This is a genomic window from Mycobacterium pseudokansasii (assembly GCF_900566075.1).
Lineage (GTDB): Bacteria > Actinomycetota > Actinomycetes > Mycobacteriales > Mycobacteriaceae > Mycobacterium > Mycobacterium pseudokansasii.
Genome location: NZ_UPHU01000001.1, coordinates 4,474,111 through 4,498,228, shown reverse-complemented (window position 1 = coordinate 4,498,228; position 24,118 = coordinate 4,474,111). Strand labels below are relative to the sequence as shown.

Sequence of the window (24,118 nt, the reverse complement as noted above, 5' to 3'; positions counted from 1 at the left end):
CTGGTGGCAACGGAATGGGTAGCGGATAGGTAAGCCGTCTGTATTTCGGGCATTTTCACAGGTCAAATGGGGTGCCCCCGGCAGGATTCGAACCTGCGGCCTTCTGCTCCGGAGGCAGACGCTCTATCCCCTGAGCTACGGGGGCGCATCAACACCATGTTGCGCCATTGGGGCTTGAACAAGCACGGACAGACTAGCGCATCGCGGTTGCCGCCGGGCCACCGCTCTGGGTTCGAGCCCCGAGCGGCCCAGACCATAGGATGGACGTTCGTGACCCCCGCCGACCTGGCTGAGCTGCTCAAAGCGACCGCCGCTGCGGTGCTGGCCGAGCATGGCCTCGACACGTCTGTGTTGCCTCAGACGGTCCTCGTGGAGCGGCCACGCAATCCCGAACACGGCGATTACGCCAGCAACCTGGCATTGCAGCTCGCCAAGAAGGTCGGTGTCAACCCACGCGAACTGGCCGGATGGCTCGCCGCGACGCTGACGAAAGCTGACGGCATCGCGTCGGCAGAAGTAGCAGGACCGGGATTCATCAACCTGCGCGTCGAAACCTCGGCGCAGGCCCAGATCGTCAACAGCGTCATCGACGCCGGCGACCATTTCGGGCATTCCGACCTGTTGGCCGGACAGAAAATCAACCTGGAATTCGTCTCGGCCAACCCCACGGGGCCGATTCACATCGGCGGCACCCGCTGGGCCGCCGTCGGCGACGCGCTGGGCCGGCTACTCACCACGCAGGGTGCCGACGTGGTCCGCGAATACTATTTCAACGACCACGGCGCACAGATCGACCGGTTCGCCAACTCGTTGATCGCCGCCGCCAAGGGTGAGCCCACCCCGGCCGACGGCTACGCCGGCAGCTACATCACCGACATCGCCGCGCACGTGCTGGAAAAGGCTCCCGACGCGCTGAGCCTGCCCGAACCCGAGATGCGGGAAACCTTCCGCGAGATCGGTGTCGACCTGATGTTCGGCCATATCAAAGAGTCGTTGCACGAGTTCGGCACCGACTTCGACGTCTACACCCACGAAGACTCGATGCACACCAGCGGTCGCGTCGACCAGGCCATCGCAAGGCTTCGCGAGACCGGCAACATCTATCAAAAGGACGGCGCAACATGGTTGCGCACCAGTGCTTTTGGTGACGACAAGGACCGGGTGGTGATCAAGAGCGACGGCAAGCCGGCATATATCGCCGGTGACCTCGCCTACTACCTCGACAAGCGGCAGCGCGGTTTCGACCTGTGTATCTACATGCTCGGCGCCGACCATCACGGCTACATCGCCCGGCTCAAGTCGGCCGCCGCCGCATTCGGTGAGGATCCGGCGACCGTTGAAGTGCTCATCGGCCAAATGGTCAACCTGGTGCGTGACGGCCAGCCGGTCCGGATGAGCAAGCGGGCGGGCACCGTCATCACCCTCGACGACCTGGTCGAAGCGCTCGGCGTGGATGCCGCGCGCTACAGCCTGATCCGTTCCTCGGTGGACACCGCGATCGACATCGACCTGGCGCTGTGGTCTTCGGCGTCGAATGAAAACCCGGTCTATTACGTCCAATACGCACATGCCCGGCTATCCGCCCTGGCGCGCAACGCCGCTGAACTGGGACTGATACCCGACACCGCGCACCTGGAGCTGCTCAGCCACGACAAAGAGGGCACACTGCTGCGGACCATCGGCGAGTTCCCGCGGGTGCTCGAAACCGCGGCAGCCCTGCGTGAGCCTCATCGAGTGTGCCGCTACCTGGAGGACCTGGCCGGCGACTACCACCGCTTCTACGACTCCTGCCGGGTCTTGCCGCAAGGTGACGAGCAGCCCACCGACCTGCACGTAGCGCGCTTGGCGCTGTGCCAGGCCACACGCCAGGTCATTGCCAACGGCCTGTCAATACTCGGAGTCACCGCACCGGAGCGAATGTGAACGCCCACCCGGTCGCCCCACGACACACCGAAGACAACCGGCCCACGCGCCCGCAGTCGGTGCAGGAGCTGCTGCGACTCGCCCCGAATGTGTGGCCGCGTAACACGATTCGCGACCAATCGGGTGTAGCCTGCATTGCCGGGGTACCGGTGACCGAGCTGGCTCAGGAGTACGGTACTCCGCTGTTTGTCATCGACGAGGACGACTTCCGCTCGCGCTGCCAAGAAATTGCCGCAGCATTCGGCGGCGGGCACAACGTGTACTACGCCGCCAAGGCATTCTTGTGCAGCGAGATCGCGCGCTGGGTGGACGAGGAAGGCCTCTCCCTCGATGTGGCCACCGGCGGGGAGTTGGCCGTCGCACTGCACGCTGATTTTCCTCCAGAACGAATCACCCTGCACGGCAACAACAAGTCTGTCGCGGAGTTGACGGCTGCGGTCAAAGCCGGTGTGGGCCAGGTCGTTGTGGATTCGATGATTGAAATCGAGCGACTTGACGCCATCGCGGTGCAGGCAGGCATAGTTCAAGATGTCCTGGTGCGGGTCACCGTCGGCGTCGAGGCCCACACCCACGAATTCATCTCCACCGCACACGAAGACCAGAAGTTCGGGCTGTCGGTGGCCAGCGGCGCAGCGATGGCAGCGGTTCGGCGAGTTTTCGCCGCGGACCACCTGCGATTGGTCGGCCTGCACAGCCACATCGGTTCGCAGATCTTCGATGTCGCCGGCTTCGAAATCGCCGCACACCGCGTCATCGGCCTGCTGCGCGAGGTCGCCGGCGAATTCGGCGCCGAGAAGACGGCGCAGCTGTCCACCGTCGACCTCGGTGGCGGTTTGGGCATCTCCTATGTGCCCGCTGACGATCCGCCGCCGATCAGTGATTTGGCGGCCAAACTGAGCGCCATCTTGAGCAACGAATCCGTCGCGGTGGGGCTGTCCATCCCGAGGCTGGTGGTTGAGCCCGGACGGGCTATCGCTGGACCGGGCACCATCACGCTGTACGAGGTGGGCACCGTCAAGGATGTCGACGTGAGCGCCACGGCAATCCGGCGCTATGTCAGCGTCGACGGCGGCATGAGCGACAACATCCGCACGGCGCTTTACGACGCGGAGTACGACGTCCGCCTGGTGTCGAGAGTCAGCGATGCCCCGGCCGTGCCCGCACGTCTCGTCGGAAAGCATTGTGAGAGCGGCGATATCATTGTGCGCGATACGTGGATGCCCGACGATGTAGCTCCCGGCGACCTGGTCGGGGTGGCCGCGACCGGCGCCTACTGCTATTCGTTGTCAAGCCGTTACAACCTGATCGGCCGTCCCGCTGTGGTAGCCGTGCGACAGGGACAGGCGCGTCTGGTCCTGCGCCGGGAAACGGTCGACGATCTGCTGAGTCTGGAGGTGAGGTGACCTGTGCCGGGTGATGAAAAGCCGGTCGGCGTAGCGGTTCTCGGGCTGGGCAATGTCGGCAGCGAGGTGGTCCGCATCATCGAGGAAAGCGCTGACGATCTCGCTGCCCGGGTGGGGGCCCCACTGGTGCTGCGCGGTGTCGGGGTTCGCCGGGTGGCGCCCGGCCGCGGGGTGCCGGTCGAGTTGCTGACCGACAACATCGAAGAACTCGTCTCGCGCGAAGACGTCGACATCGTCGTCGAAGTAATGGGACCGGTGGAACCATCTCGCAAGGCGATCCTGACCGCGCTCGAGCACGGGAAATCCATCGTCACGGCGAACAAGGCCCTGTTATCCACGTCCACCGGTGAACTGGCCCAGGCCGCGGAAAGCGCGCATGTCGACCTCTATTTCGAGGCGGCCGTCGCCGGAGCCATACCGGTGATTCGCCCGCTGACGCAGTCGTTGGCCGGTGACACTGTGCTGCGGGTGGCCGGCATCGTCAACGGCACCACCAACTACATCCTCTCGGCGATGGACAGCACCGGCGCCGACTACGAGAGTGCCCTGGCCGACGCGAGCGCGCTGGGTTACGCCGAAGCCGACCCCACCGCCGACGTCGAAGGCTACGACGCCGCGGCCAAAGCCGCGATCCTGGCATCCATCGCGTTCCACACCCGGGTGCACGCCGACGACGTCTATCGCGAGGGCATTACCAAGGTCACGCCGGCCGACTTCGAGACCGCTCACGCCCTCGGCTGCACCATCAAGCTGCTGTCCATCTGCGAACGGATCACGGATGATGATGGGCAACAACGAGTTTCGGCTCGCGTCTATCCGGCACTGGTACCGCTGACGCATCCGCTCGCCACCGTCAACGGCGCATTCAACGCAGTGGTGGTCGAAGCCGAGGCCGCGGGCCGGCTGATGTTCTACGGTCAGGGCGCCGGTGGTGCGCCCACCGCATCGGCGGTGACCGGCGACCTGGTGATGGCGGCGCGTAATCGGGTGCTCGGTAGTCGTGGGCCACGCGAATCCAAGTATGCCCAACTGCCGATCGCGCCAATGGGTTTGATTTCAACCCGCTATTACGTCAGCATGAACGTGGCCGACAAGCCGGGTGTATTGTCCTCGGTGGCAGCGGAATTCGCCAAGCATGATGTGAGCATTGCCGAGGTTCGCCAGGAAGGCGTGGCCGATGAAGGCGGCAAACGGGTGGGTGCCCGAATCGTAGTCGTCACCCACCTCGCTACCGATGCCGCGCTTTCGGAAACCGTTGCAGCGCTGGCCGATCTGGACGTCGTACAGGATGTGACAAGCGTGTTGCGATTGGAAGGAACCGGCCTGTGACCACCCCGCGAACTGCCACCCACCGGCCCTGGCCGGGCGTGATCGCTGCCTATCGCGACCGGTTGCCGGTGGGCGACGACTGGAGCCCGGTCACTCTTCTCGAGGGCGGTACCCCCCTGATCGCGGCCACCAGGCTCTCCGAACAGGCCGGTTGCACAATTCATCTCAAGGTCGAGGGACTCAACCCCACCGGTTCCTTCAAGGACCGGGGCATGACGATGGCGGTCACCGATGCGGTGGCCCGCGGGCAGCAGGCCGTATTGTGCGCGTCGACCGGAAATACCTCGGCGTCGGCGGCGGCCTACGCTGCCCGCGCCGGCATCACCTGCGCGGTCCTGATACCGCAGGGCAAGATCGCGATGGGCAAGCTGGCTCAGGCGGTTATGCACGGCGCCAAGATCATTCAGATCGACGGTAACTTCGACGATTGCCTGGAGCTGGCCCGAAAGATGGCCGCCGATTTCCCGACGATCTCATTGGTCAACTCGGTCAATCCCGTCCGCATTGAGGGCCAGAAAACGGCGGCCTTTGAGGTCGTCGACGCGCTCGGCGCCGCGCCCGACGTGCACGCACTTCCAGTGGGCAATGCCGGCAACATCACCGCGTACTGGAAGGGCTACACCGAGTATCACCGCGAGGGGATGATCGACAAGCTGCCCCGCATGCTCGGCACCCAGGCGGCCGGCGCAGCGCCTCTGGTCCTCGGCAAGCCGGTGAGCCACCCGGAGACCATCGCCACCGCGATCCGCATCGGGGCTCCGGCGTCGTGGACGCAAGCCGTCGAGGCGCAGCAGCAATCGAACGGGCGCTTCCTGGCCGCTACGGACGAGGAGATCTTGGCCGCATATCACCTGGTCGCTCGTGCCGAAGGCGTCTTTGTCGAGCCCGCGTCCGCGGCCAGCGTCGCCGGCTTGCTCAAAGCCATTGACGACGGGTGGGTGGCCCGCGGGTCGACGGTGGTGTGCACCGTGACCGGCAACGGTTTGAAGGATCCCGACACCGCGCTCAAGGACATGCCTTTGGTGTCTCCGCTGCCGGTTGACCCGGTCGCCGTGGTCGAGCAGCTGGGCCTGGCCTAATGGCGATCGCAAGCGCGGCGGAGCCGGGCGCGGCGGGTCGCCATCGATCCGGCACCGTGGCGATCGCAAGCGCGGCGGAGCCGGGCGCGGCGGGTCGCCATCGATCCGGCACCGTGGCGATCGCAAGCGCGGCGGAGCCGGGCGCGGCGGGTCGCCATCGATCCGGCACCGTGGCGATCGCAAGCGCGGCGGAGCCGGGCGCTGGGGGCCCGACGGAGGCCTGTTGGTGACCCAGTCACTGCCTGCCGGGCTGGCGGCGAGTGCCGTGGTGGCGGCATCCAGCGCCAACCTCGGTCCGGGATTCGACAGTATCGGTCTGGCATTGAGCCTCTATGACGAGATCGAGGTCGAAACAACGGATTCCGGCTTGACGGTGATGGTCGAGGGGGAAGGTGCCGATCAGGTATCACTGGGTCCCGAGCACCTGGTGGTGCGCGCTATCCGGCACGGTTTGCGGGCCGTTGGCGCCCGAGCCGGGGGCCTCGTGGTTCGCTGCCGCAACGCCATCCCGCACTCGCGCGGTCTGGGCTCTTCCGCGGCAGCCGTGGTCGGCGGCCTAGCGATTGTCAACGGCCTTGCGGCACAGGTTGGTTCGACGCCGCTAAGCGAGGCTCAGTTGATTCAGCTTTCCTCGGAGTTCGAGGGTCATCCCGATAACGCGGCGGCTGCGGTGCTCGGGGGTGCGGTGGTTTCCTGGATCGACCGCACGGAGGATCGCCCGAACTACTCGGCCGTGCCCCTGCGCCTTCATCCCGATATCCACCTGTTTTCGGCGATTCCCGAGGAGCGGTCGTCGACTGCGGAGACGCGTGTGCTGCTTCCGGCACTGGTCAGCCACGACGAGGCGCGTTTCAATATCAGCCGCGTCGCGTTGCTGGTGGTCGCCCTGACTCAACGGCCCGATCTGCTGATACCGGCCACGGAAGACGTGCTCCACCAACCCCAGCGTGCGCCGGCCATGCCGGCCTCGGCGGAATATCTGCGGCTGCTGCGGCGTCATAATGTGGCAGCGACGATTTCCGGGGCTGGTCCAGCGCTCATCACCATGACGACGGAACCGGAACTGCCTTCAGAGGCGCTGGAGTACGGGGCCGCGCATGGCTTCGCGGTAACTGCCATGACTGCCGGAGACGGAGTTCGCTGGTGCCCGGGAGTCCCCGCCATTGATTGATACATAGCGCCACGGGAGGGTTTGCTTGCTTCCGGCCGGGAAGCGGGCTATCCTCGGACCCGTCCAGCAATCGCAGCATCTGCATCTGCATACATACTGCCTTGCCGCTAGGACACCACCAATTCTTCTCGTGGACGAGGTTCGCCGTACTCGCCGCCGATCCAGGCGATCACCGTTGCAGAGTCGATGATTGGGCGCACTCGGCGATTTGGCCGAATGCAACGAACCCCCCGTATGACGTGATCAGCGGGGGAAGAAAGGAAATCCGTGACTGATACGGACCTCATCACGGCTGGCGAAAGCACCAACGCCGACACGCAGTCGGAATCCGTGACCAAAGACACTTCAGACGTCAATACCAGGGTGCCGGGCGGCTCATTGTCCACCATGGTGTTGCCCGAGCTCCGTGCCCTGGCTAATCGCGCCGGCGTCAAAGGGACGTCGGGTATGCGCAAGAACGAACTGATCGCCGCAATTCAGGAGATCACCGGGCGCGCCAACGGCGCCTCGGCCGCCTCGACATCACCCCAAGACTCCGACCGATCGGATCCGACCGTGGCCGCCGCGGCTGACGCTGCGGAAGAAGTCCCCGCAGAGGGCCGGAGCGACTCGGGTGAGACCCAGCGACGGGAACGGCGCAAGTCCTCGCGTGAGGCGGGCACATCCGCGGCCGAATCGGGCAACCAAGCTGCTGCCGGGGAGGATGCGACCACTACTGACGAGGACGCCAAGGGCCGGCCTGGGCAAGGAGGCGACAAGACCGACGAACGAGCCGACAAGACCGACGAACGGGAAGAGTCGGATGGCGAGCAGCAAGGCTCAGGTGGCCAGCAGGCCCGCGGCGACGAGGACGGCGAAGGACGGCAGGGCCGCCGGGGCCGCCGGTTCCGCGACCGCAGGCGTCGTGGCGAACGGTCGGGTGAAGGCGCTGAAGCCGAGGTGCGTGAGGACGACGTCCTCCAGCCGGTGGCCGGCATCCTCGATGTGCTTGACAATTACGCATTCGTGCGCACGTCCGGCTACCTGGCCGGCCCGCATGACGTCTACGTATCGATGAACATGGTGCGCAAGAACGGGTTACGCCGTGGTGACGCGGTGACCGGTGCCGTCCGGGTGCCCCGAGAAGGAGAAGCGGGCGACAAAAATCCGCGGCAAAAGTTCAACCCGCTGGTGCGCCTAGATAGCGTCAACGGCGGATCGGTGGAAGACGCCAAGAAGCGTCCTGATTTCTCCAAACTGACGCCGCTGTACCCCAACCAGCGGCTGCGCCTGGAAACGACGACCGAGCGGCTGACCACCCGGGTCATCGACCTCATCATGCCGATCGGCAAGGGCCAGCGGGCGCTGATCGTGTCGCCGCCCAAGGCCGGCAAGACCACCATCCTGCAGGACATCGCCAACGCGATCACCAAGAACAATCCGGAATGCCATTTGATGGTCGTGCTGGTCGACGAGCGGCCCGAAGAGGTCACCGATATGACCCGCTCGGTCAAGGGCGAGGTCATCGCCTCGACGTTCGACCGGCCGCCGTCGGACCACACCTCGGTCGCCGAGCTGGCGATCGAGCGTGCCAAGCGGCTCGTGGAACAGGGCAAGGACGTCGTGGTGCTGCTTGACTCGATCACCCGGTTGGGGCGGGCCTACAACAACGCCTCACCCGCGTCGGGCCGGATCCTGTCCGGTGGTGTCGACTCCACCGCGTTGTACCCACCCAAACGCTTCCTGGGCGCCGCCCGCAACATCGAGGAAGGCGGCTCGCTCACCATCATCGCCACCGCGATGGTCGAGACCGGGTCCACCGGTGACACCGTCATCTTCGAGGAGTTCAAGGGCACCGGCAACGCCGAGCTCAAGCTGGACCGCAAGATCTCGGAGCGCCGAGTTTTCCCGGCCGTCGATGTGAACCCCTCGGGCACCCGCAAGGACGAACTCTTGCTCTCGCCGGACGAGTTCGCCATCGTGCACAAGCTGCGCCGCGTGCTGTCGGGCCTGGATGCCCACCAAGCCATCGACCTGTTGATGTCGCAGCTGCGCAAGACGAAGAACAATTACGAGTTCCTCGTCCAGGTTTCGAAGACCACACCGGGCAGCATGGACAACGACTAGCCGGCTGATTTCGGTGCCCGTCGCGGGGAATGCGCGGGCGCAGCCCGGTGTTTGGGCTGATGGTGATTGAGCTGGCATAATCGTCGCTTGACCACCGGAACCACTTCAGGTTCTCGAGTTCGGCCTGACCCGCCACAACCGAACGCCGGGGGCACCAGCGGCAACGATCGAAGAGGACAGCATGAAATCTGACATTCATCCCGCCTACGAGGAGACCACCGTGGTGTGTGGATGCGGGAACACGTTTCAGACTCGCAGCACCAAGTTGGGCGGTCGCATCGTGGTTGAGGTTTGCTCGCAGTGCCACCCGTTCTACACCGGCAAGCAGAAGATCCTCGACAGCGGCGGCCGGGTTGCCCGCTTCGAAAGGCGTTATGGCAAGCGCAAGGTCGGGGCTGACAAGGACGAAGCCGCAGCCACGAAGTAGCCGGATTACCGACGCCCGAACTGTGCAAGCCGGTGCACAGGCCGGGCGTCGGTTCGTGTATGTGACTGCCCGGTTTTTTCCCGCAGCCGGCTTGGGATACTGCCCTGGGAGGCAGGTGCCCCGGCCCTCACCGGGTATACGCCCAGGTCCGGCAGAGCGGGAAGACTCCCCGCGGACTACCGGGCCCGTAATCGTCGCGGGTGCATGGTGCAGAGCTGGCCAGGAGGTGTGACATGACGCAACCGGTGCACACGATCGACGTCCTCTTGGCCGAACATGCCGACCTCGAGCGCGCGCTATCCGATCCGGAGTTGCACAGCAACCCCGGTGCGGCACGCAAGGCCGGACGCCGATTTGCGTTGCTTGCACCGATCGTCGCGACCCACCGCAAACTGGTAGCCGCTCGGGAAGACCTGGAAACCGCGCGAGAGCTGGCCGCCTCCGACGACTCGTTCGTAGCAGAGGCCGTCGAATTGGAGGCTCGGGTAGCAGAACTGGATGCCCAACTCAGCGACATGCTGGCGCCGCGCGACCCGCACGACGCCGACGACATCGTGCTCGAAGTCAAATCCGGTGAGGGAGGCGAGGAGTCGGCGCTATTCGCCGCCGATCTGGCCAGGATGTACATACGCTACGCCGAACGGCACGGCTGGACCGTGACCGTACTGGATGAGACCACCTCGGATCTGGGCGGCTACAAGGACGCCACGCTGGCGATCGCAAGCAAGGGTGACTCGGCCGACGGCGTGTGGTCGCGGATGAAGTTCGAAGGTGGAGTACACCGGGTACAACGGGTCCCGGTGACCGAATCCCAAGGGCGCGTACATACTTCGGCGGCCGGTGTGCTGGTCTACCCGGAACCCGAAGAAGTGGGCGAAGTCCAGATCGACGAGTCGGATTTGCGCATCGACGTCTACCGGTCCTCGGGCAAGGGCGGCCAAGGGGTCAACACCACCGACTCCGCGGTGCGGATCACCCACCTACCCACCGGACTCGTCGTCACCTGCCAAAACGAACGATCTCAGCTGCAGAACAAGACCCGCGCATTGCAGGTGCTGGCCGCCCGGCTGCAAGCGATGGCCGAGGAGCAGGCGCTGGCAGACGCGTCTGCGGATCGGGCCAGCCAGATCCGCACGGTGGACCGCAGCGAGCGCATCCGCACCTACAACTTCCCGGAGAACCGGATCACCGATCACCGAATCGGTTACAAGGCATACAATCTCGATCAGGTTCTGGACGGCGACCTGGATGCGCTGTTCGACGCACTGGCCGCCGCAGACAAGCAGGCCCGGCTACAACAGTTATGACCTCGCTACGCCACGCGATCGACTCGGCTGCGGCCCTGCTGGCCGCAGCCGGGATCGACTCCGCGCGTTGGGATGCCGAGCAGTTGGCCGCTCATCTGGCGGGCGCCGAGCGCGGTTTGCTGGCCTTGCTTGACCACGCCCCGGGTGACGAGTTCTTCGAGCAGTACCGCGAGGCCGTCACCGCCCGCTCGCGGCGGGTGCCGCTGCAGCATCTGACCGGGACGGTGTCGTTCGGCCCGGTGGAGTTGCGTGTGGGCCCGGGCGTGTTCATACCGCGTCCCGAGACCGAGGCGATGTTGGAGTGGGCCACCGCGCAACCGCTTCCGCAGCGAGCGCTCATCGTCGACCTGTGCACCGGTTCGGGCGCACTGGCGGTCGCCCTGGCCCGGCACCGGCCGGCCGCGCGAATCATCGGTGTAGACGACTCCGAGGCGGCCTTGGAATACGCCCGCACTAACACCAAGGGCAGCAACGTCGAACTGATCCGGGCCGACATCGCCACACCCGCCCTACTGCCCGAGCTGGACCGGCAAGTCGACCTGGTCATCGCCAACCCGCCCTATGTTCCAGACAATGCCACTGTGGAACCCGAAGTAGCCCAACATGATCCGCAGCACGCCGTGTTCGGCGGCCCGGACGGAATGGCGGTGATTGCCCATATCGTACGGCTGGCCGGACGCTGGCTGGGTCCCGGCGGCCTGTTGGCTGTCGAGCATGACGACACCACTTCCAGATTGACCGTCGAATTCGTCAGCACCACAGGCCTTTTCGAGAACATAGTGGCACACAAAGACCTGGCTGGACGTCCCCGGTTCGTGACGGCCGGCAGGCGGGAAACATCATGACGCCCGCCGAGCTGTTCAACTGTGCCGACCCCGGCCAGCGCTCCAACGGAATCAGCGCTGCGGTCGCGGCCCTCAAGGCGGGCCGGCTGGTTGTCATGCCGACGGACACGGTCTACGGCGTCGCCGCCGACGCCTTCGACCGCACCGCGGTCGACGCGCTGCTCGCGGCGAAAGGACGTGGGCGCGATATGCCGGTGGGGGTGCTGGTCGGCTCCTGGCACACGATCGAGGGACTGGTCTATTCGGTGCCGCCCGGGGCGCGCGAGCTGATTCGCGCATTGTGGCCCGGAGCCCTGAGCCTGGTCGTGGTGCAAGCACCATCGCTGCAGTGGGATCTCGGCGATGCGCGCGGCACCGTGATGCTGCGGATGCCGTTACACCCGGTCGCCATCGAATTGTTGCGTGAGGCGGGGCCGCTGGCGGTGTCCAGTGCCAATGTCTCGGGTCAACCGGCGGCGGTGGACGCCGACGACGCGCGCCGCCAGCTCGGCGACCGCGTCGACGTCTATCTCGACGGGGGGCCGTCCGCACAGCAGGCCGCCTCGACGATCGTCGACCTGACCGGCGCCTCCCCCCGCATTCTGCGGCCGGGCCCGGTGACCGCGGAACGGATCGCCGAAGTGCTCGGGGTGGACGTGGCCACCCTGATCGCTTGAAGTACGGTCTCGAGGTGTCCAGCGATGTGACCAGCCTTGCCGGTGGTTTGCTCGCACTTTCTGTTCGCAGCGCCGGTGTCCCGCTGCGTGAGCTCGCCCTGGTGGGACTGACCGCGGCGATCGTCACCTATTTCGCGACTGGGCCGGTTCGGGTGCTGGCGACGCGGCTGGGCGCCGTCGCCTATCCGCGCGAAAGAGACGTGCACGTGACGCCGACCCCCAGGATGGGGGGACTGGCGATGTTTCTCGGCGTCGTCGCCGCCGTTTTCCTTGCTTCCCAGCTTCCCGCCCTTACCCGCGGATTCGTCTATTCCACCGGCATGCCCGCCGTGCTCGTCGCGGGTGCCGTCATCATGGGGATCGGCCTGATCGACGACCGCTGGGGACTTGATGCGTTGACCAAGTTCGCCGGTCAGATCACCGCCGCCAGTGTGCTGGTCACCATGGGAGTGGCGTGGAGTGTCCTCTACATCCCGCTGGGCGGCGTCGGAACCATCGTGCTGGACCAAGCGTCCTCGATCCTGCTCACCCTGGCGTTGACCGTGTCGATCGTCAACGCGATGAACTTCGTCGACGGCCTCGACGGGCTGGCGGCCGGGCTCGGCCTCATCACGGCGCTGGCGATCTGCATGTTCTCGGTGGGCCTGCTCCGCGACCACGGCGGTGACGTGCTGTTTTATCCGCCTGCCGTGATCTCGGTGGTGCTTGCCGGGGCATGCCTCGGCTTTCTGCCGCACAACTTTCACCGGGCCAAGATCTTCATGGGTGATTCCGGCTCCATGTTGATCGGACTGATGCTGGCTGCCGCCTCCACCACCGCAGCCGGCCCGATCTCGCAGAACGCCTACGGCGCTCGTGATGTGTTTGCTCTGCTGTCGCCGTTTCTGCTTGTGGTGGCCGTCATGTTCGTGCCGATGCTGGACCTCCTGCTGGCGATCGTTAGGCGTACCCGTGCGGGTCGTAGCGCCTTCAGTCCGGACAAGATGCACCTGCACCACCGCCTGCTACAGATCGGTCATTCTCATCGCCGGGTGGTGCTGCTGATCTACCTGTGGGTGGGCATCGTTGCATTCGGCGCGGCGAGCACGATCTTCTTCGACCCACGCCACACCGCGGCGGTGATGCTGGGCGCGATCGTCATCGCCGGCATCGCGACTGCGATCCCGCTGCTGCGCCGCCGCGACGACTACTACGACGACGAGTAGTAGTGGCGTTGACCTTGTGGTACGGTGCTGCTAGAACCCCGCAAAGAATCTCGCGGGCTGCCGGCCACCCGGCCTGTCGGATGGGTATCCGACCACGCCGATCGACGACCGACACAGGGAGCTACCCCTTGGGTGATTCCACCGTGACCCTTGCGATACGCTCGGCGGGCCACCGCTCAGTCGATCGATCGTTTTCCGCTCCGTCTACCCGGGATTGAGGTGCTGCAGTGACGACACCAGCGCAGGACGCGCCGTTGGTGTTTCCCTCTGTTGCTTTCCGCCCGGTTCGCTTGTTGGTCATCAGCGTTGTGCTGACCGCGGCGGCGATGCTCGTCGCCGGCTTGGGCGGGCACCTGATGGTCGGGGTTTTCTTGGGTGTCGGATTGCTGCTGGGTTTGCTCAACGCCCTCTTGGTCCGGCGCTCGGTCGAGTCGATCACCGCAAGAGAGCATCCGCTGAAGAGTTCGATGGCCCTTAACTCCGCGTCGAGGCTGGCGATCATCACCGTTGTCGGGCTGATCGTGGCCTACATTTTCCGGCCCGCCGGGTTGGGGGTGGTGTTCGGACTCGCGCTCTTCCAGGTGTTGCTGGTGGCAGCGACCGCGCTGCCGGTCTGGAAGAAGCTCCGCACCGGCGTGGGCTCAGACGGTGATGTATTGACGGCATCTGAAGGGACGGAAGTGAGGAGCCCCAGCGATGACTGAGTCGATCCTGGCCGCTCAGATCGAGGTCGGCGAGCACCACACCGCCACCTGGCTCGGTATGACAGTCAACACCGACACCGTTCTTTCGACGGCCATCGCCGCGGTGATCGTCATCGCGCTGGCGTTCTACCTGCGCTCGAAAGTCACGTCGACGGATGTGCCGGGCGGTGTGCAATTGTTCTTCGAGGCCATCACCATCCAGATGCGCAACCAGGTCGAAGGCGCCATCGGTATGCGGATCGCACCGTTCGTGCTGCCGCTGGCGGTGACCATCTTCGTGTTCATCCTGATCTCCAATTGGCTCTCCGTCCTCCCGGTGCAGTACACCGACAAGAACGGGCAGACCACCGAGTTGCTCAAACCGGCTGCTGCCGACATCAACTACGTGCTCGCGCTGGCCTTGTTCGTCTTCGTCTGCTATCACGCGGCCGGCATCTGGCGCCGGGGTATCGTCGGGCACCCGATCAAGCTGCTCAAGGGTCACGTGGCGATCCTCGCGCCGATCAACGTCGTCGAAGAACTCGCCAAGCCGATCTCGTTGTCGCTCCGTCTTTTCGGCAATATCTTCGCCGGCGGCATCCTGGTCGCGCTGATCGCGCTGTTTCCGCCGTATGTCATGTGGTTGCCTAATGCGATCTGGAAATCGTTCGACTTGTTCGTCGGCGCCATCCAGGCGTTCATTTTCGCTCTGCTGACGATCCTGTACTTCAGCCAAGCGATGGAGCTTGAGGAACATCACTAAACCGCACTGCTAACGAAATCTGGTCAACCGCAACCAGAGTCATCAAGGAGGATAAAGGAATGGACCCCACTATCGCTGCCGGCGCACTCATCGGCGGTGGACTGATCATGGCCGGTGGCGCGATCGGCGCCGGTATCGGTGACGGCGTCGCCGGTAACGCGCTGATCTCCGGTGTTGCCCGTCAGCCCGAGGCACAAGGACGGCTGTTTACCCCGTTCTTCATCACCGTCGGTCTGGTTGAGGCCGCCTACTTCATCAATCTGGCGTTCATGGCGCTGTTCGTCTTCGCCACGCCCGTCAAGTAATTCGGCTGTGATGGGTGACCTGAACTCGATTGTTCTGGCCGCTGGCCAGGCAGCGTCGGGGGCGGAAGAAGGCGGCAAGAACCAAAACTTCCTCGTTCCCAACGGCACCTTTTTCTTCGTGCTGGCCATCTTCCTGGTGGTGCTCGGCGTCATCGGCACTTTCGTCGTGCCGCCAATCCTCAAGGTATTGCGGGAACGTGACGCCATGGTGGCCAAGACATTGGCCGACAGCAAGAAGGCGGCCGAGCAGTTCGCCGCTGCCCAAGCCGATTACGAAGAGGCCATGAGCAAAGCCCGAGTCCAGGCGTCGTCCCATCGCGACAATGCGCGGGCCGAAGGTCGTAAGGCCATCGAAGACGCGCGCGCCCGTGCCGAACAAGAAGTGGCATCGACGTTGCAAACGGCCAATGAGCAGCTCAAGCGCGAGAGGGATGCGGTGGAACTGGATCTACGCGCCAATGTGGGAACGATGTCGGCGACGCTGGCCAGTCGGATCCTGGGCGTCGACGTCACCACCTCGGCCGCGACGAGGTAGCCGATCATGTCGACATTCATCGGACAGCTGGTCGGGTTCGCGGCCATCGTGTTTCTGGTGTGGCGCTACGTTGTGCCGCCCGTGCGGCGCCTGATGACTGCGCGTCAGCAGACCGTACGCCAGCAGTTGGCTGATTCGGCCGCCGCGGCCGACCGGCTCACCGAGTCCACGACGGCTCACAGCAAGGCAGTGGAAGCCGCCACCGCGGAGGCCGAACGAGTCGTCGAGGAGGCCAAAACCGACGCCACGCGCATCACCGAACAAATGCGGGCCCAGGCCGAGGTCGACGCCGATCGCATCAAGGTCCAGGGCGCTCGTCAGGTCGAGTTGCTCCGCACCCAGCTGACCCGTCAGCTTCGCCTGGAGCTCGGCCACGAATCCGTGCGCCAGGCAGGGGAGTTGGTGCGCAACTACGTTGCCGACTCGGCACAGCAGTCCGCCACGGTCGACAGATTCCTCGACGAACTCGACGCCATGGCGCCGGCGGCCGCAGAAGTCGAGCACCCGGTGGCAGCGAAGATGCGATCGGCCAGCCGACGGGCGCTGCAGAGCTTGGTCGACAAATTCGGCACCCTCGCCAAAGGCCTTGACAATGAAGGATTGTCGAAGCTTGCCGACGACTTGGTGTCGGTAGCCAACTTGCTGGATCGGGAAATCGTCGTCACGCGATACCTCACCGTGCCCGCCGAGGACGCGGCCCCCCGGGTCCGGTTACTGGAGCGACTGGTCTCGGGCAAGGTCGGCGATGCCGCACTCGATGTATTGCGGGCAGCCGTCACGGAACGGTGGTCGGCGAACTCCGATCTGATCGACGCTATCGAGCACGTGTCGCGGCAAGCGCTGTTGGAAATCGCCGACCGCGAGGGCCAGGTCGACGAGGTCGAGGACCTGCTATTCCGGTTCTCGCGCATCCTGGACGCACAGCCGCGGCTGGCGATTCTGCTGGGCGACTACGTCGTACCGGCCGAGGGCCGTATCCGGTTGTTACGCAACGTGCTCGACCGCTCGGGCAGCGCCGTCAATCCGATCGCGGCCTCGTTGCTCGCCCAGACGGTCGAGCTGCTGCGAGGTCAGTCGGCCGAGGATGCGGTGCTACTGCTGGCCGAGGTCGCGGTGGCTCGCCGCGGCGAGGTCGTCGCGCAAGTCAGCGCGGCGGCCGAGCTCACCGCCGCGCAGCGCACCCGCGTTACGGAGGTGCTGAGCCGCATCTACGGTCACCCCGTGACTGTGCAGCTGCAAATCGACCCGGAGCTGCTGGGTGGTCTGTCGATCGCGGTGGGTGATGAGGTGATTGACGGTACGCTCTCGTCCCGTCTGGCCGCTGCCAAGGCTCAACTGCCCGACTGAAGACCCTCTAGACGAAGCCTGCCTGAAACCCGAACTTAGTCAACATAAACCGAAGTAGGAAGACGAAAAGCCATGGCCGAGTTGACAATATCCGCCGATGATATTCAGAGCGCGATCGAAGAGTACGTAGGCTCCTTCACCTCGGACACCTCCCGCGAGGAGGTCGGCACCGTGGTGGACGCCGGCGACGGCATCGCACACGTCGAAGGGTTGCCTTCCGTCATGACACAGGAGCTGCTCGAGTTCCCGGGCGGAGTCCTCGGCGTGGCTCTCAACCTCGATGAGCACAGCGTCGGCGCGGTGATCCTCGGTGACTTCGAAAACATCGAAGAAGGGCAACAGGTCAAGCGCACCGGCGAAGTGCTCTCGGTTCCGGTCGGCGACGCGTTTTTGGGTCGGGTGGTCAACCCGCTCGGCCAGCCGATCGACGGCCGCGGCGACATCGAAGCTGAGACACGGCGCGCACTGGAGCTGCAGGCACCTTCGGTGGTGCAGCGGCAGAGCGTGAAAGAGCCGCTGCAGACCGGCATCAAAGCTATCGACGCGATGACCCCGATCGGCCGGGGCCAGCGTCAGCTGATCATCGGTGACCGCAAGACGGGCAAGACCGCGGTCTGCGTTGACACCATCCTCAACCAGCGGGAGAACTGGGAGAGCGGTGACGAGAAGAAGCAGGTGCGCTGCGTCTACGTCGCCATCGGGCAGAAGGGCACCACGATCGCTTCGGTGCGGCGTGCGCTGGAAGAGGGTGGCGCGATGGACTACACCACCATCGTGGCAGCGCCCGCGTCGGACTCCGCCGGCTTCAAATGGCTTGCTCCTTATACTGGTTCGGCCATCGCGCAGCACTGGATGTACGACGGCAAGCACGTGTTGATCGTCTTCGACGACCTGACCAAGCAGGCCGAGGCATATCGGGCCATCTCATTGCTGCTGCGGCGCCCGCCCGGCCGCGAAGCCTATCCGGGTGACGTGTTCTACCTGCATTCGCGACTCCTGGAGCGCTGCGCGAAGCTGTCCGACGACCTAGGCGGCGGCTCGCTGACCGGCCTGCCGATCATCGAGACCAAGGCCAACGACATTTCGGCCTACATCCCGACGAACGTCATTTCGATCACCGACGGGCAGTGCTTCCTGGAGACCGACCTGTTCAACCAGGGTGTCCGGCCGGCCATCAACGTCGGCGTCTCGGTGTCGCGCGTCGGCGGCGCCGCACAGATCAAGGCGATGAAAGAAGTGGCCGGTTCGTTGCGGCTGGACCTTTCGCAGTACCGCGAGTTGGAGGCCTTTGCCGCTTTTGCCTCGGACCTGGACGCCACGTCCAAGGCGCAGCTGGAACGCGGTGCCCGATTGGTCGAGCTACTCAAGCAACCGCAGTACCAGCCGATGGCGGTGGAGGAGCAAGTCATCTCGATCTTCCTGGGTACTGGCGGTCATCTGGACTCGGTGCCGGTCGAAGACGTCAGGCGGTTCGAAACCGAACTGCTGGACCACATTCGGGCCTCCGAAGAGAAACTCTTGAGCACCATCCGCGACACCCAGAAGCTCACCGAGGAGACCGAGAAGGCGCTGACCCAGGTCATCAACCACTTCAAGAAGGGCTTCGCGCCATCGGGCGGCGGATCAGTGGTGCCCGACGAGCATGTCGAGGCCATGGATGAGGAAGAGCTGGAAAAGGAATCGGTGAAAGTCAAGAAGCCCAAGCCGGAGAAGAAGGAAAAGAAGTAGCAACCGATGGCCGCCACACTTCGCGAATTGCGCGGACGGATCCGCTCGGCGGGCTCGATCAAGAAGATCACCAAGGCCCAGGAGCTGATCGCGACGTCGCGTATCGGTAGGGCGCAGGCCCGGCTCGGGTCTGCCCGGCCCTACGCCCTCGAAATCACGCGGATGCTCACCACCTTGGCCAACGACGCTGCGCTGGACCACCCGCTGCTCGTCGAGCGACCCGAACCGAAACGCGCTGGCGTTCTGGTGATGTCTTCCGACCGCGGCCTCTGCGGCGCCTACAACGCCAACATATTCCGGCGCTCCGAGGAGCTGTTCTCCCTGCTGCGGGAAGAAGGTAAGCAGCCGGTGCTCTACATCGTCGGACGTAAAGCGCTGAATTACTTCACGTTTCGGCACTGGGACATCACCGAGTCATGGACGGGTTTTTCTGAGCAGCCCAAGTATGAGAATGCCGCGGAGATCGCCTCGACCCTGGTGGATGCGTTCATGTCCGGCACCGGCGCCGGCGAGGACCAGCAACCCGACAACGAGCAGGGTGTCGATGAGCTGCACATTGTCCACACCGAATTCAAGTCGATGCTGTCGCAGTCGACGGAGGCGCGCCGGATCGCCCCGATGGTGGTGGAATACGTCGAGGAAGAGCCAACGCCGCACGCCCTGTATTCCTTCGAGCCGGACGCGACGACGCTGTTCGCGTCGCTGCTGCCGCGGTACCTGACCACCCGGGTGTATGCGGCGCTGCTGGAGTCCGCGGCATCGGAATTGGCATCGCGCCAGCGAGCGATGAAGTCGGCCACCGACAACGCCGACGACCTCATCAAGGCCCTGACGCTGATGGCAAACCGTGAGCGGCAGGCCCAGATCACCCAGGAGATCAGCGAAATCGTCGGTGGCGCAAATGCGCTCGCAGATGCCCGCTAGGTAGCCCCACCAGGAAGCGAAGAAAATTATGACTGCTACAGCCGAAAAAACGGACAAGTCGACCAACTCGGAGACCAGCGGCCGCGTGGTGCGGGTCACCGGGCCCGTCGTCGATGTCGAGTTTCCGCGTGGCTCCGTCCCGGAGCTGTTCAACGCGCTGCACGCCCAGATCGACTTCGAGTCGCTCGCCAAAACTCTGACGTTGGAGGTGGCGCAGCACCTCGGCGACAGCTTGGTGCGCACCATCTCGCTGCAACCCACCGACGGTCTGGTGCGCGGTGTCGAGGTCACCGACACCGGGAGGCCGATCTCGGTACCGGTTGGTGAAGCCGTGAAGGGCCACGTCTTCAACGCGCTGGGAGACTGCCTGGACGAGCCCGGCTACGGAGAAGACTTCGAACACTGGTCGATTCACCGCAAGCCGCCGGCTTTCGAGGACCTCGAGCCGCGGACCGAAATGCTCGAGACCGGTTTGAAGGTCGTCGACTTGCTGACCCCGTACGTACGTGGCGGCAAGATCGCCCTGTTCGGCGGCGCCGGCGTGGGCAAGACGGTGCTGATCCAGGAGATGATCAACCGCATCGCCCGCAACTTCGGTGGTACGTCGGTGTTTGCCGGCGTGGGGGAGCGCACCCGCGAAGGCAACGACCTGTGGGTCGAGCTTCAGGAAGCCAACGTCCTCAAGGACACCGCGCTGGTTTTCGGTCAGATGGACGAGCCGCCGGGTACCCGTATGCGCGTCGCGCTGTCCGCGTTGACCATGGCGGAATGGTTCCGCGACGAGGCTGGCCAGGACGTACTGCTGTTCATCGACAACATCTTCCGGTTCACCCAGGCCGGTTCGGAGGTCTCCACGCTACTCGGCCGGATGCCGTCTGCCGTCGGATACCAACCCACGTTGGCCGACGAGATGGGTGAGCTGCAAGAGCGCATCACCTCCACGCGGGGACGTTCCATTACGTCGATGCAGGCGGTTTACGTGCCCGCCGACGACTACACCGACCCGGCGCCGGCTACCACGTTCGCCCACCTGGACGCCACCACGGAGCTGTCGCGTGCGGTGTTCTCCAAGGGCATCTTCCCGGCCGTCGACCCGCTGGCGTCTAGCTCCACCATCCTTGACCCCGGCGTCGTCGGCGACGAGCACTACCGGGTGGCTCAGGAGGTGATTCGAATCCTACAGCGCTACAAGGACCTTCAGGACATCATTGCCATTCTGGGCATCGACGAGCTGTCCGAAGAGGACAAGCAGCTGGTGGGGCGGGCGCGGCGGATCGAGCGCTTCCTGTCGCAGAACATGATGGCGGCCGAGCAATTCACCGGTCAGCCGGGTTCGACGGTCCCGGTCAAGGAGACCATCGAGGCGTTCGATCGGTTGACCAAGGGCGAGTTCGACCACGTCCCCGAGCAGGCCTTCTTCCTGATCGGTGGCCTCGACGACTTGGCCAAGAAAGCCGAAAGCCTCGGTGCAAAGCTGTAACGAGCATCCGACCGAGCCGAAAGGTGATGTGCCATGGCGGAATTGAACGTTGAATTCGTCGCCGTCGACCGCAAGATCTGGTCCGGTAAGGCAACGTTTCTTTTCACCCGCACCACCGTTGGTGAGATCGGTATCCTGCCGCATCACATTCCGCTGGTGGCTCAGTTGGTCGATGATGCAATGGTCCGCCTGGAGCGGGAGGACGACAAGGATCTCCGCGTCGCGGTCGACGGCGGGTTCATGTCGGTAACCGAAGACGGAGTCACCATTCTCGCCGAATCCGCGGCATTCGAGTCGGAGATCGACGAAAGCGCCGCCAAGCAGGACGCCGAGTCTGAGGATCCCCGGATCGCCGCCAGGGGGCGCGCGAGATTGCGCGCTATCGGCGCGATCGACTGACACGTCGATGAGCGCGCCCATGGTCGGCATGGTCGTGCTCATCGTCCTGTTGGGCATAGCCGTGCTCGCCCTGAGCTATCGGTTATGGAAGCTACGCCGGGGTGGGACGCCGGGGATCATGCGAGATATTCCTGCGGTCGGAGGCCATGGTTGGCACCACGGCGTGATCCGCTACCGCGGCGCCGAAGCCGCCTTTTACCGGTTGTCCAGCCTGCGCTTGTGGCCGGATCGGCGGCTCAGTAGACGAGGCGTCGAGATCGTGGCCCGGCGGGCGCCACGCGGGGACGAATTCGACATCATGACCGACGAGATCGTCGTTCTGGAACTGCGCGACACGACCCAGGATCGCAGGTCCGGGTACGAGATCGCCTTGGACAAGGGCGCGTTGACCGCGTTCCTGTCGTGGCTGGAGTCGCGCCCGTCACCGCGCGCACGACGTCGCAGTATCTAGCTCGTTGGCGTTGAAAGTTCAACCGCCCGAATGGATCTGCCAGTAGCTGCGATGGCCGGTGAGGTCAGAGCGCTGGTATCGCCGCGCTGCGTCACCCCGCAGGCTTGTCCCCGCTTGAGGCACCGCCCGGTCGCCACATCAGGTCACCGCCGGGGTTGGCCACCCTGGACAGAATGAAGAGCAGATCAGAAAGCCGGTTCAGATACTTCGCCGGCAACACGCTGACCCCTTCTTGATGGGCGGTCACGGCGGCCCATGCCGATCGCTCGGCGCGGCGTACCACGGTCCGGGCGACGTGCAGCAGGGCCGACAGCGGTGAACCGCCAGGCAGTACAAAAGAATTCAACGCCGGCAAGGCCTCGTTGTAGGTGTCGCACCATCCTTCGAGCCGATCGATATAGGTCTGGGTGATCCGCAGCGGGCGGTGCGCGGATTCTTCCACTTTCACCGGAGTTGACAGATCCGCGCCGACGTCGAACAGATCGTTCTGGATCTGCCGCAGCACGTCCGTCAGCTGCCGGTCAGGGTTTCCCAGTGCCACGGCCAGACCGATCGCGGAGTTGGCCTCGTCGCAATCCGCGTACGCCACCAGGCGTGCGTCCGTTTTGGGGACCCGTGAGAAATCGCTCAACCCGGTGGTTCCGTCGTCGCCGGTGCGGGTATAGATGCGGGTCAGGTGCACAGCCATAGCAAGACGGTACCGGGCCGACTCGGTTGGCTGACTGACAAGCCGATAGCGCTTCACTAGACTGACCCGGGTGGCGGAGCGATTCGTGGTGACTGGTGGCAACCGGTTGTCAGGCGCAGTCGCCGTCGGAGGCGCGAAAAACAGCGTTCTCAAGCTTATGGCCGCGACACTGCTGGCCGAAGGCACCAGCACGATCACCAACTGCCCCGACATCCTCGATGTGCCGCTGATGGCGGAAGTACTGCGTGGCTTGGGTGCCACCGTTGAACTCGACGGTGACGTCGCGCGCATTACCTCACCAGACGAACCGAAGTACGACGCCGACTTCGCCGCCGTTCGTCAGTTTCGGGCCTCGGTCTGCGTGCTGGGACCCTTGGTCGGGCGATGCAAGCGGGCCAAGGTCGCTCTCCCGGGTGGCGATGCAATCGGCTCTAGACCGCTGGATATGCACCAGGCCGGTCTGCGGCAACTGGGTGCGCGGTGCAATATCGAGCATGGGTGCGTTGTGGCCCAGGCGGAAACCTTGCGCGGTGCGGAGATTCAGTTGGAGTTCCCCTCGGTGGGAGCTACCGAGAACATCTTGATGGCTGCCGTGCTGGCCGAGGGTGTGACGACCATCCACAACGCGGCGCGGGAACCTGACGTGGTCGACCTGTGCACGATGTTGAATCAGATGGGCGCACAGGTGGAAGGCGCTGGCTCGCCGACCATGACGATCACCGGTGTCCCACGGCTCTACCCCACCGAGCATCGGGTGATCGGGGACCGCATCGTCGCTGCCACCTGGGGCATCGCTGCGGCCATGACGCGTGGCGACATCACCGTGACGGGCATCGACCCGTCGCACCTTCAACTGGTGCTGCACAAGTTGCACGACGCGGGCGCTACTGTCACCCAAACCGACGACAGCTTTCGCATCGTGCAGTACGAGCGTCCTAAGGCCGTCAATGTTGCGACCTTGCCGTTCCCCGGCTTTCCGACCGACCTGCAGCCGATGGCGATCGCGTTGGCATCGATCGCCGACGGCACGTCCATGATCACCGAGAATGTGTTCGAGGCGAGGTTCCGGTTCGTCGAAGAGATGATCCGGCTGGGAGCCGATGCGCGCACCGACGGCCACCACGCGGTGGTGCGCGGCCTGCCACAACTATCCAGTGCACCAGTCTGGTGCTCGGACATCCGGGCGGGAGCGGGCTTGGTTCTGGCCGGACTCGTCGCAGATGGTGACACCGAGGTCCACGACGTCTTCCACATCGACCGCGGCTATCCGTTGTTCGTCGAGAACCTGGTCAGTCTGGGAGCCGAGGTCGAGAGGGTATGCTCTTAGATGCGTCCGACGGGCCCGGTCACTTCGCAAAAGTTGG

The 24,118-nt window shown here is 64.7% G+C and carries 23 protein-coding genes and 1 tRNA gene; 22 read left to right on the top strand and 2 right to left on the bottom strand.

All coding sequences use genetic code 11. The features are described from left to right. Window positions 1-72: 72 nt before the first annotated feature. A tRNA-Arg gene (locus EET10_RS20245) sits at window positions 73-145 on the bottom strand. Window positions 146-270: 125 nt separating this feature from the next. On the opposite strand from EET10_RS20245, the gene argS reads away from it, so the two are divergent. The 21 genes from argS (at window position 271) to EET10_RS20140 (ending at window position 22,066) form a co-directional block, all read left to right on the top strand. Further along, window positions 271-1,923: an arginine--tRNA ligase gene (gene argS / locus EET10_RS20240; protein ID WP_036400354.1), complete on the top strand. Its 1,653-nt coding sequence runs from the start codon at window positions 271-273 to the stop codon at window positions 1,921-1,923. Window positions 1,924-1,982: 59 nt separating this feature from the next. Continuing rightward, a complete protein-coding gene (gene lysA, locus EET10_RS20235) occupies window positions 1,983-3,326 on the top strand; it encodes a diaminopimelate decarboxylase (RefSeq protein ID WP_174719748.1) in 1,344 nt (447 codons plus the stop codon). A gap of 3 nt (window positions 3,327-3,329) precedes the next feature. Next, window positions 3,330-4,655, top strand: a complete 1,326-nt coding sequence (locus EET10_RS20230; protein WP_036400351.1) for a homoserine dehydrogenase — start codon at window positions 3,330-3,332, stop codon at window positions 4,653-4,655. Beyond that, on the top strand, window positions 4,652-5,734 hold the full coding sequence (thrC, locus tag EET10_RS20225; RefSeq protein WP_036400349.1) for a threonine synthase: 1,083 nt from the start codon (window positions 4,652-4,654) through the stop codon (window positions 5,732-5,734). The genes EET10_RS20230 and thrC overlap by 4 nt, the downstream gene beginning before the upstream one ends. 223 nt (window positions 5,735-5,957) lie before the next feature. Continuing rightward, window positions 5,958-6,905: a homoserine kinase gene (gene thrB, locus EET10_RS20220; RefSeq protein ID WP_036400740.1), complete on the top strand. Its 948-nt coding sequence runs from the start codon at window positions 5,958-5,960 to the stop codon at window positions 6,903-6,905. Window positions 6,906-7,172: 267 nt separating this feature from the next. Then, on the top strand, window positions 7,173-9,011 hold the full coding sequence (gene rho / locus EET10_RS20215) for a transcription termination factor Rho (RefSeq protein ID WP_063468495.1): 1,839 nt from the start codon (window positions 7,173-7,175) through the stop codon (window positions 9,009-9,011). Window positions 9,012-9,192: 181 nt separating this feature from the next. After that, the gene (gene rpmE, locus EET10_RS20210) at window positions 9,193-9,438 is read left to right on the top strand and encodes a 50S ribosomal protein L31 (protein ID WP_036400346.1); all 246 of its coding nucleotides are present in this window, start codon (window positions 9,193-9,195) and stop codon (window positions 9,436-9,438) included. A 233-nt stretch (window positions 9,439-9,671) separates the two neighbouring features. Continuing rightward, window positions 9,672-10,745 carry a peptide chain release factor 1 gene (gene prfA, locus EET10_RS20205; RefSeq protein ID WP_063468496.1) on the top strand — a complete coding sequence of 358 codons (1,074 nt, stop codon included), beginning with the start codon at window positions 9,672-9,674 and terminating at the stop codon, window positions 10,743-10,745. Beyond that, on the top strand, window positions 10,742-11,590 hold the full coding sequence (gene prmC, locus EET10_RS20200) for a peptide chain release factor N(5)-glutamine methyltransferase (RefSeq protein ID WP_036400344.1): 849 nt from the start codon (window positions 10,742-10,744) through the stop codon (window positions 11,588-11,590). Before prfA ends, prmC begins: the two co-directional genes overlap by 4 nt. Next, window positions 11,587-12,246: an L-threonylcarbamoyladenylate synthase gene (locus tag EET10_RS20195; protein WP_036400342.1), complete on the top strand. Its 660-nt coding sequence runs from the start codon at window positions 11,587-11,589 to the stop codon at window positions 12,244-12,246. Before prmC ends, EET10_RS20195 begins: the two co-directional genes overlap by 4 nt. Then, on the top strand, window positions 12,243-13,451 hold the full coding sequence (gene rfe / locus EET10_RS20190; protein ID WP_099187566.1) for a UDP-N-acetylglucosamine--decaprenyl-phosphate N-acetylglucosaminephosphotransferase: 1,209 nt from the start codon (window positions 12,243-12,245) through the stop codon (window positions 13,449-13,451). The genes EET10_RS20195 and rfe overlap by 4 nt, the downstream gene beginning before the upstream one ends. Before the next feature lie 227 nt (window positions 13,452-13,678). Then, entirely contained in the window at window positions 13,679-14,155 is a 477-nt protein-coding gene (locus EET10_RS20185; protein WP_036400339.1) for an ATP synthase subunit I, read from the top strand. After that, on the top strand, window positions 14,148-14,897 hold the full coding sequence (gene atpB, locus EET10_RS20180; RefSeq protein WP_036400335.1) for a F0F1 ATP synthase subunit A: 750 nt from the start codon (window positions 14,148-14,150) through the stop codon (window positions 14,895-14,897). Before EET10_RS20185 ends, atpB begins: the two co-directional genes overlap by 8 nt. Before the next feature lie 59 nt (window positions 14,898-14,956). After that, on the top strand, window positions 14,957-15,202 hold the full coding sequence (locus EET10_RS20175; RefSeq protein ID WP_003406686.1) for a F0F1 ATP synthase subunit C: 246 nt from the start codon (window positions 14,957-14,959) through the stop codon (window positions 15,200-15,202). A gap of 10 nt (window positions 15,203-15,212) precedes the next feature. After that, complete coding sequence (locus EET10_RS20170; protein ID WP_036400332.1) at window positions 15,213-15,737, top strand: F0F1 ATP synthase subunit B; 525 nt, start codon at window positions 15,213-15,215, stop codon at window positions 15,735-15,737. A gap of 6 nt (window positions 15,738-15,743) precedes the next feature. Further along, window positions 15,744-17,084 (top strand): F0F1 ATP synthase subunit B/delta, encoded by a 1,341-nt coding sequence (locus EET10_RS20165; RefSeq protein WP_063468497.1) that lies wholly within the window; start codon window positions 15,744-15,746, stop codon window positions 17,082-17,084. Between the two features lie 72 nt (window positions 17,085-17,156). Beyond that, window positions 17,157-18,812, top strand: a complete 1,656-nt coding sequence (atpA, locus tag EET10_RS20160; protein ID WP_063468498.1) for a F0F1 ATP synthase subunit alpha — start codon at window positions 17,157-17,159, stop codon at window positions 18,810-18,812. A 6-nt stretch (window positions 18,813-18,818) separates the two neighbouring features. Continuing rightward, on the top strand, window positions 18,819-19,736 hold the full coding sequence (locus EET10_RS20155; RefSeq protein ID WP_036400327.1) for a F0F1 ATP synthase subunit gamma: 918 nt from the start codon (window positions 18,819-18,821) through the stop codon (window positions 19,734-19,736). Between the two features lie 28 nt (window positions 19,737-19,764). After that, a complete protein-coding gene (atpD, locus tag EET10_RS20150; protein ID WP_063468499.1) occupies window positions 19,765-21,216 on the top strand; it encodes a F0F1 ATP synthase subunit beta in 1,452 nt (483 codons plus the stop codon). A 33-nt stretch (window positions 21,217-21,249) separates the two neighbouring features. Further along, a complete protein-coding gene (locus EET10_RS20145; RefSeq protein ID WP_036400326.1) occupies window positions 21,250-21,615 on the top strand; it encodes a F0F1 ATP synthase subunit epsilon in 366 nt (121 codons plus the stop codon). Between the two features lie 7 nt (window positions 21,616-21,622). After that, a complete protein-coding gene (locus tag EET10_RS20140) occupies window positions 21,623-22,066 on the top strand; it encodes a DUF2550 domain-containing protein (protein WP_036400325.1) in 444 nt (147 codons plus the stop codon). A gap of 91 nt (window positions 22,067-22,157) precedes the next feature. On the opposite strand, the gene EET10_RS20135 is transcribed toward EET10_RS20140, so the two are convergent. Continuing rightward, complete coding sequence (locus EET10_RS20135; protein ID WP_063468500.1) at window positions 22,158-22,754, bottom strand: cob(I)yrinic acid a,c-diamide adenosyltransferase; 597 nt, start codon at window positions 22,752-22,754, stop codon at window positions 22,158-22,160. A gap of 70 nt (window positions 22,755-22,824) precedes the next feature. On the opposite strand from EET10_RS20135, the gene murA reads away from it, so the two are divergent. After that, a complete protein-coding gene (gene murA, locus EET10_RS20130) occupies window positions 22,825-24,081 on the top strand; it encodes a UDP-N-acetylglucosamine 1-carboxyvinyltransferase (RefSeq protein WP_036400322.1) in 1,257 nt (418 codons plus the stop codon). Window positions 24,082-24,118: the final 37 nt, after the last annotated feature.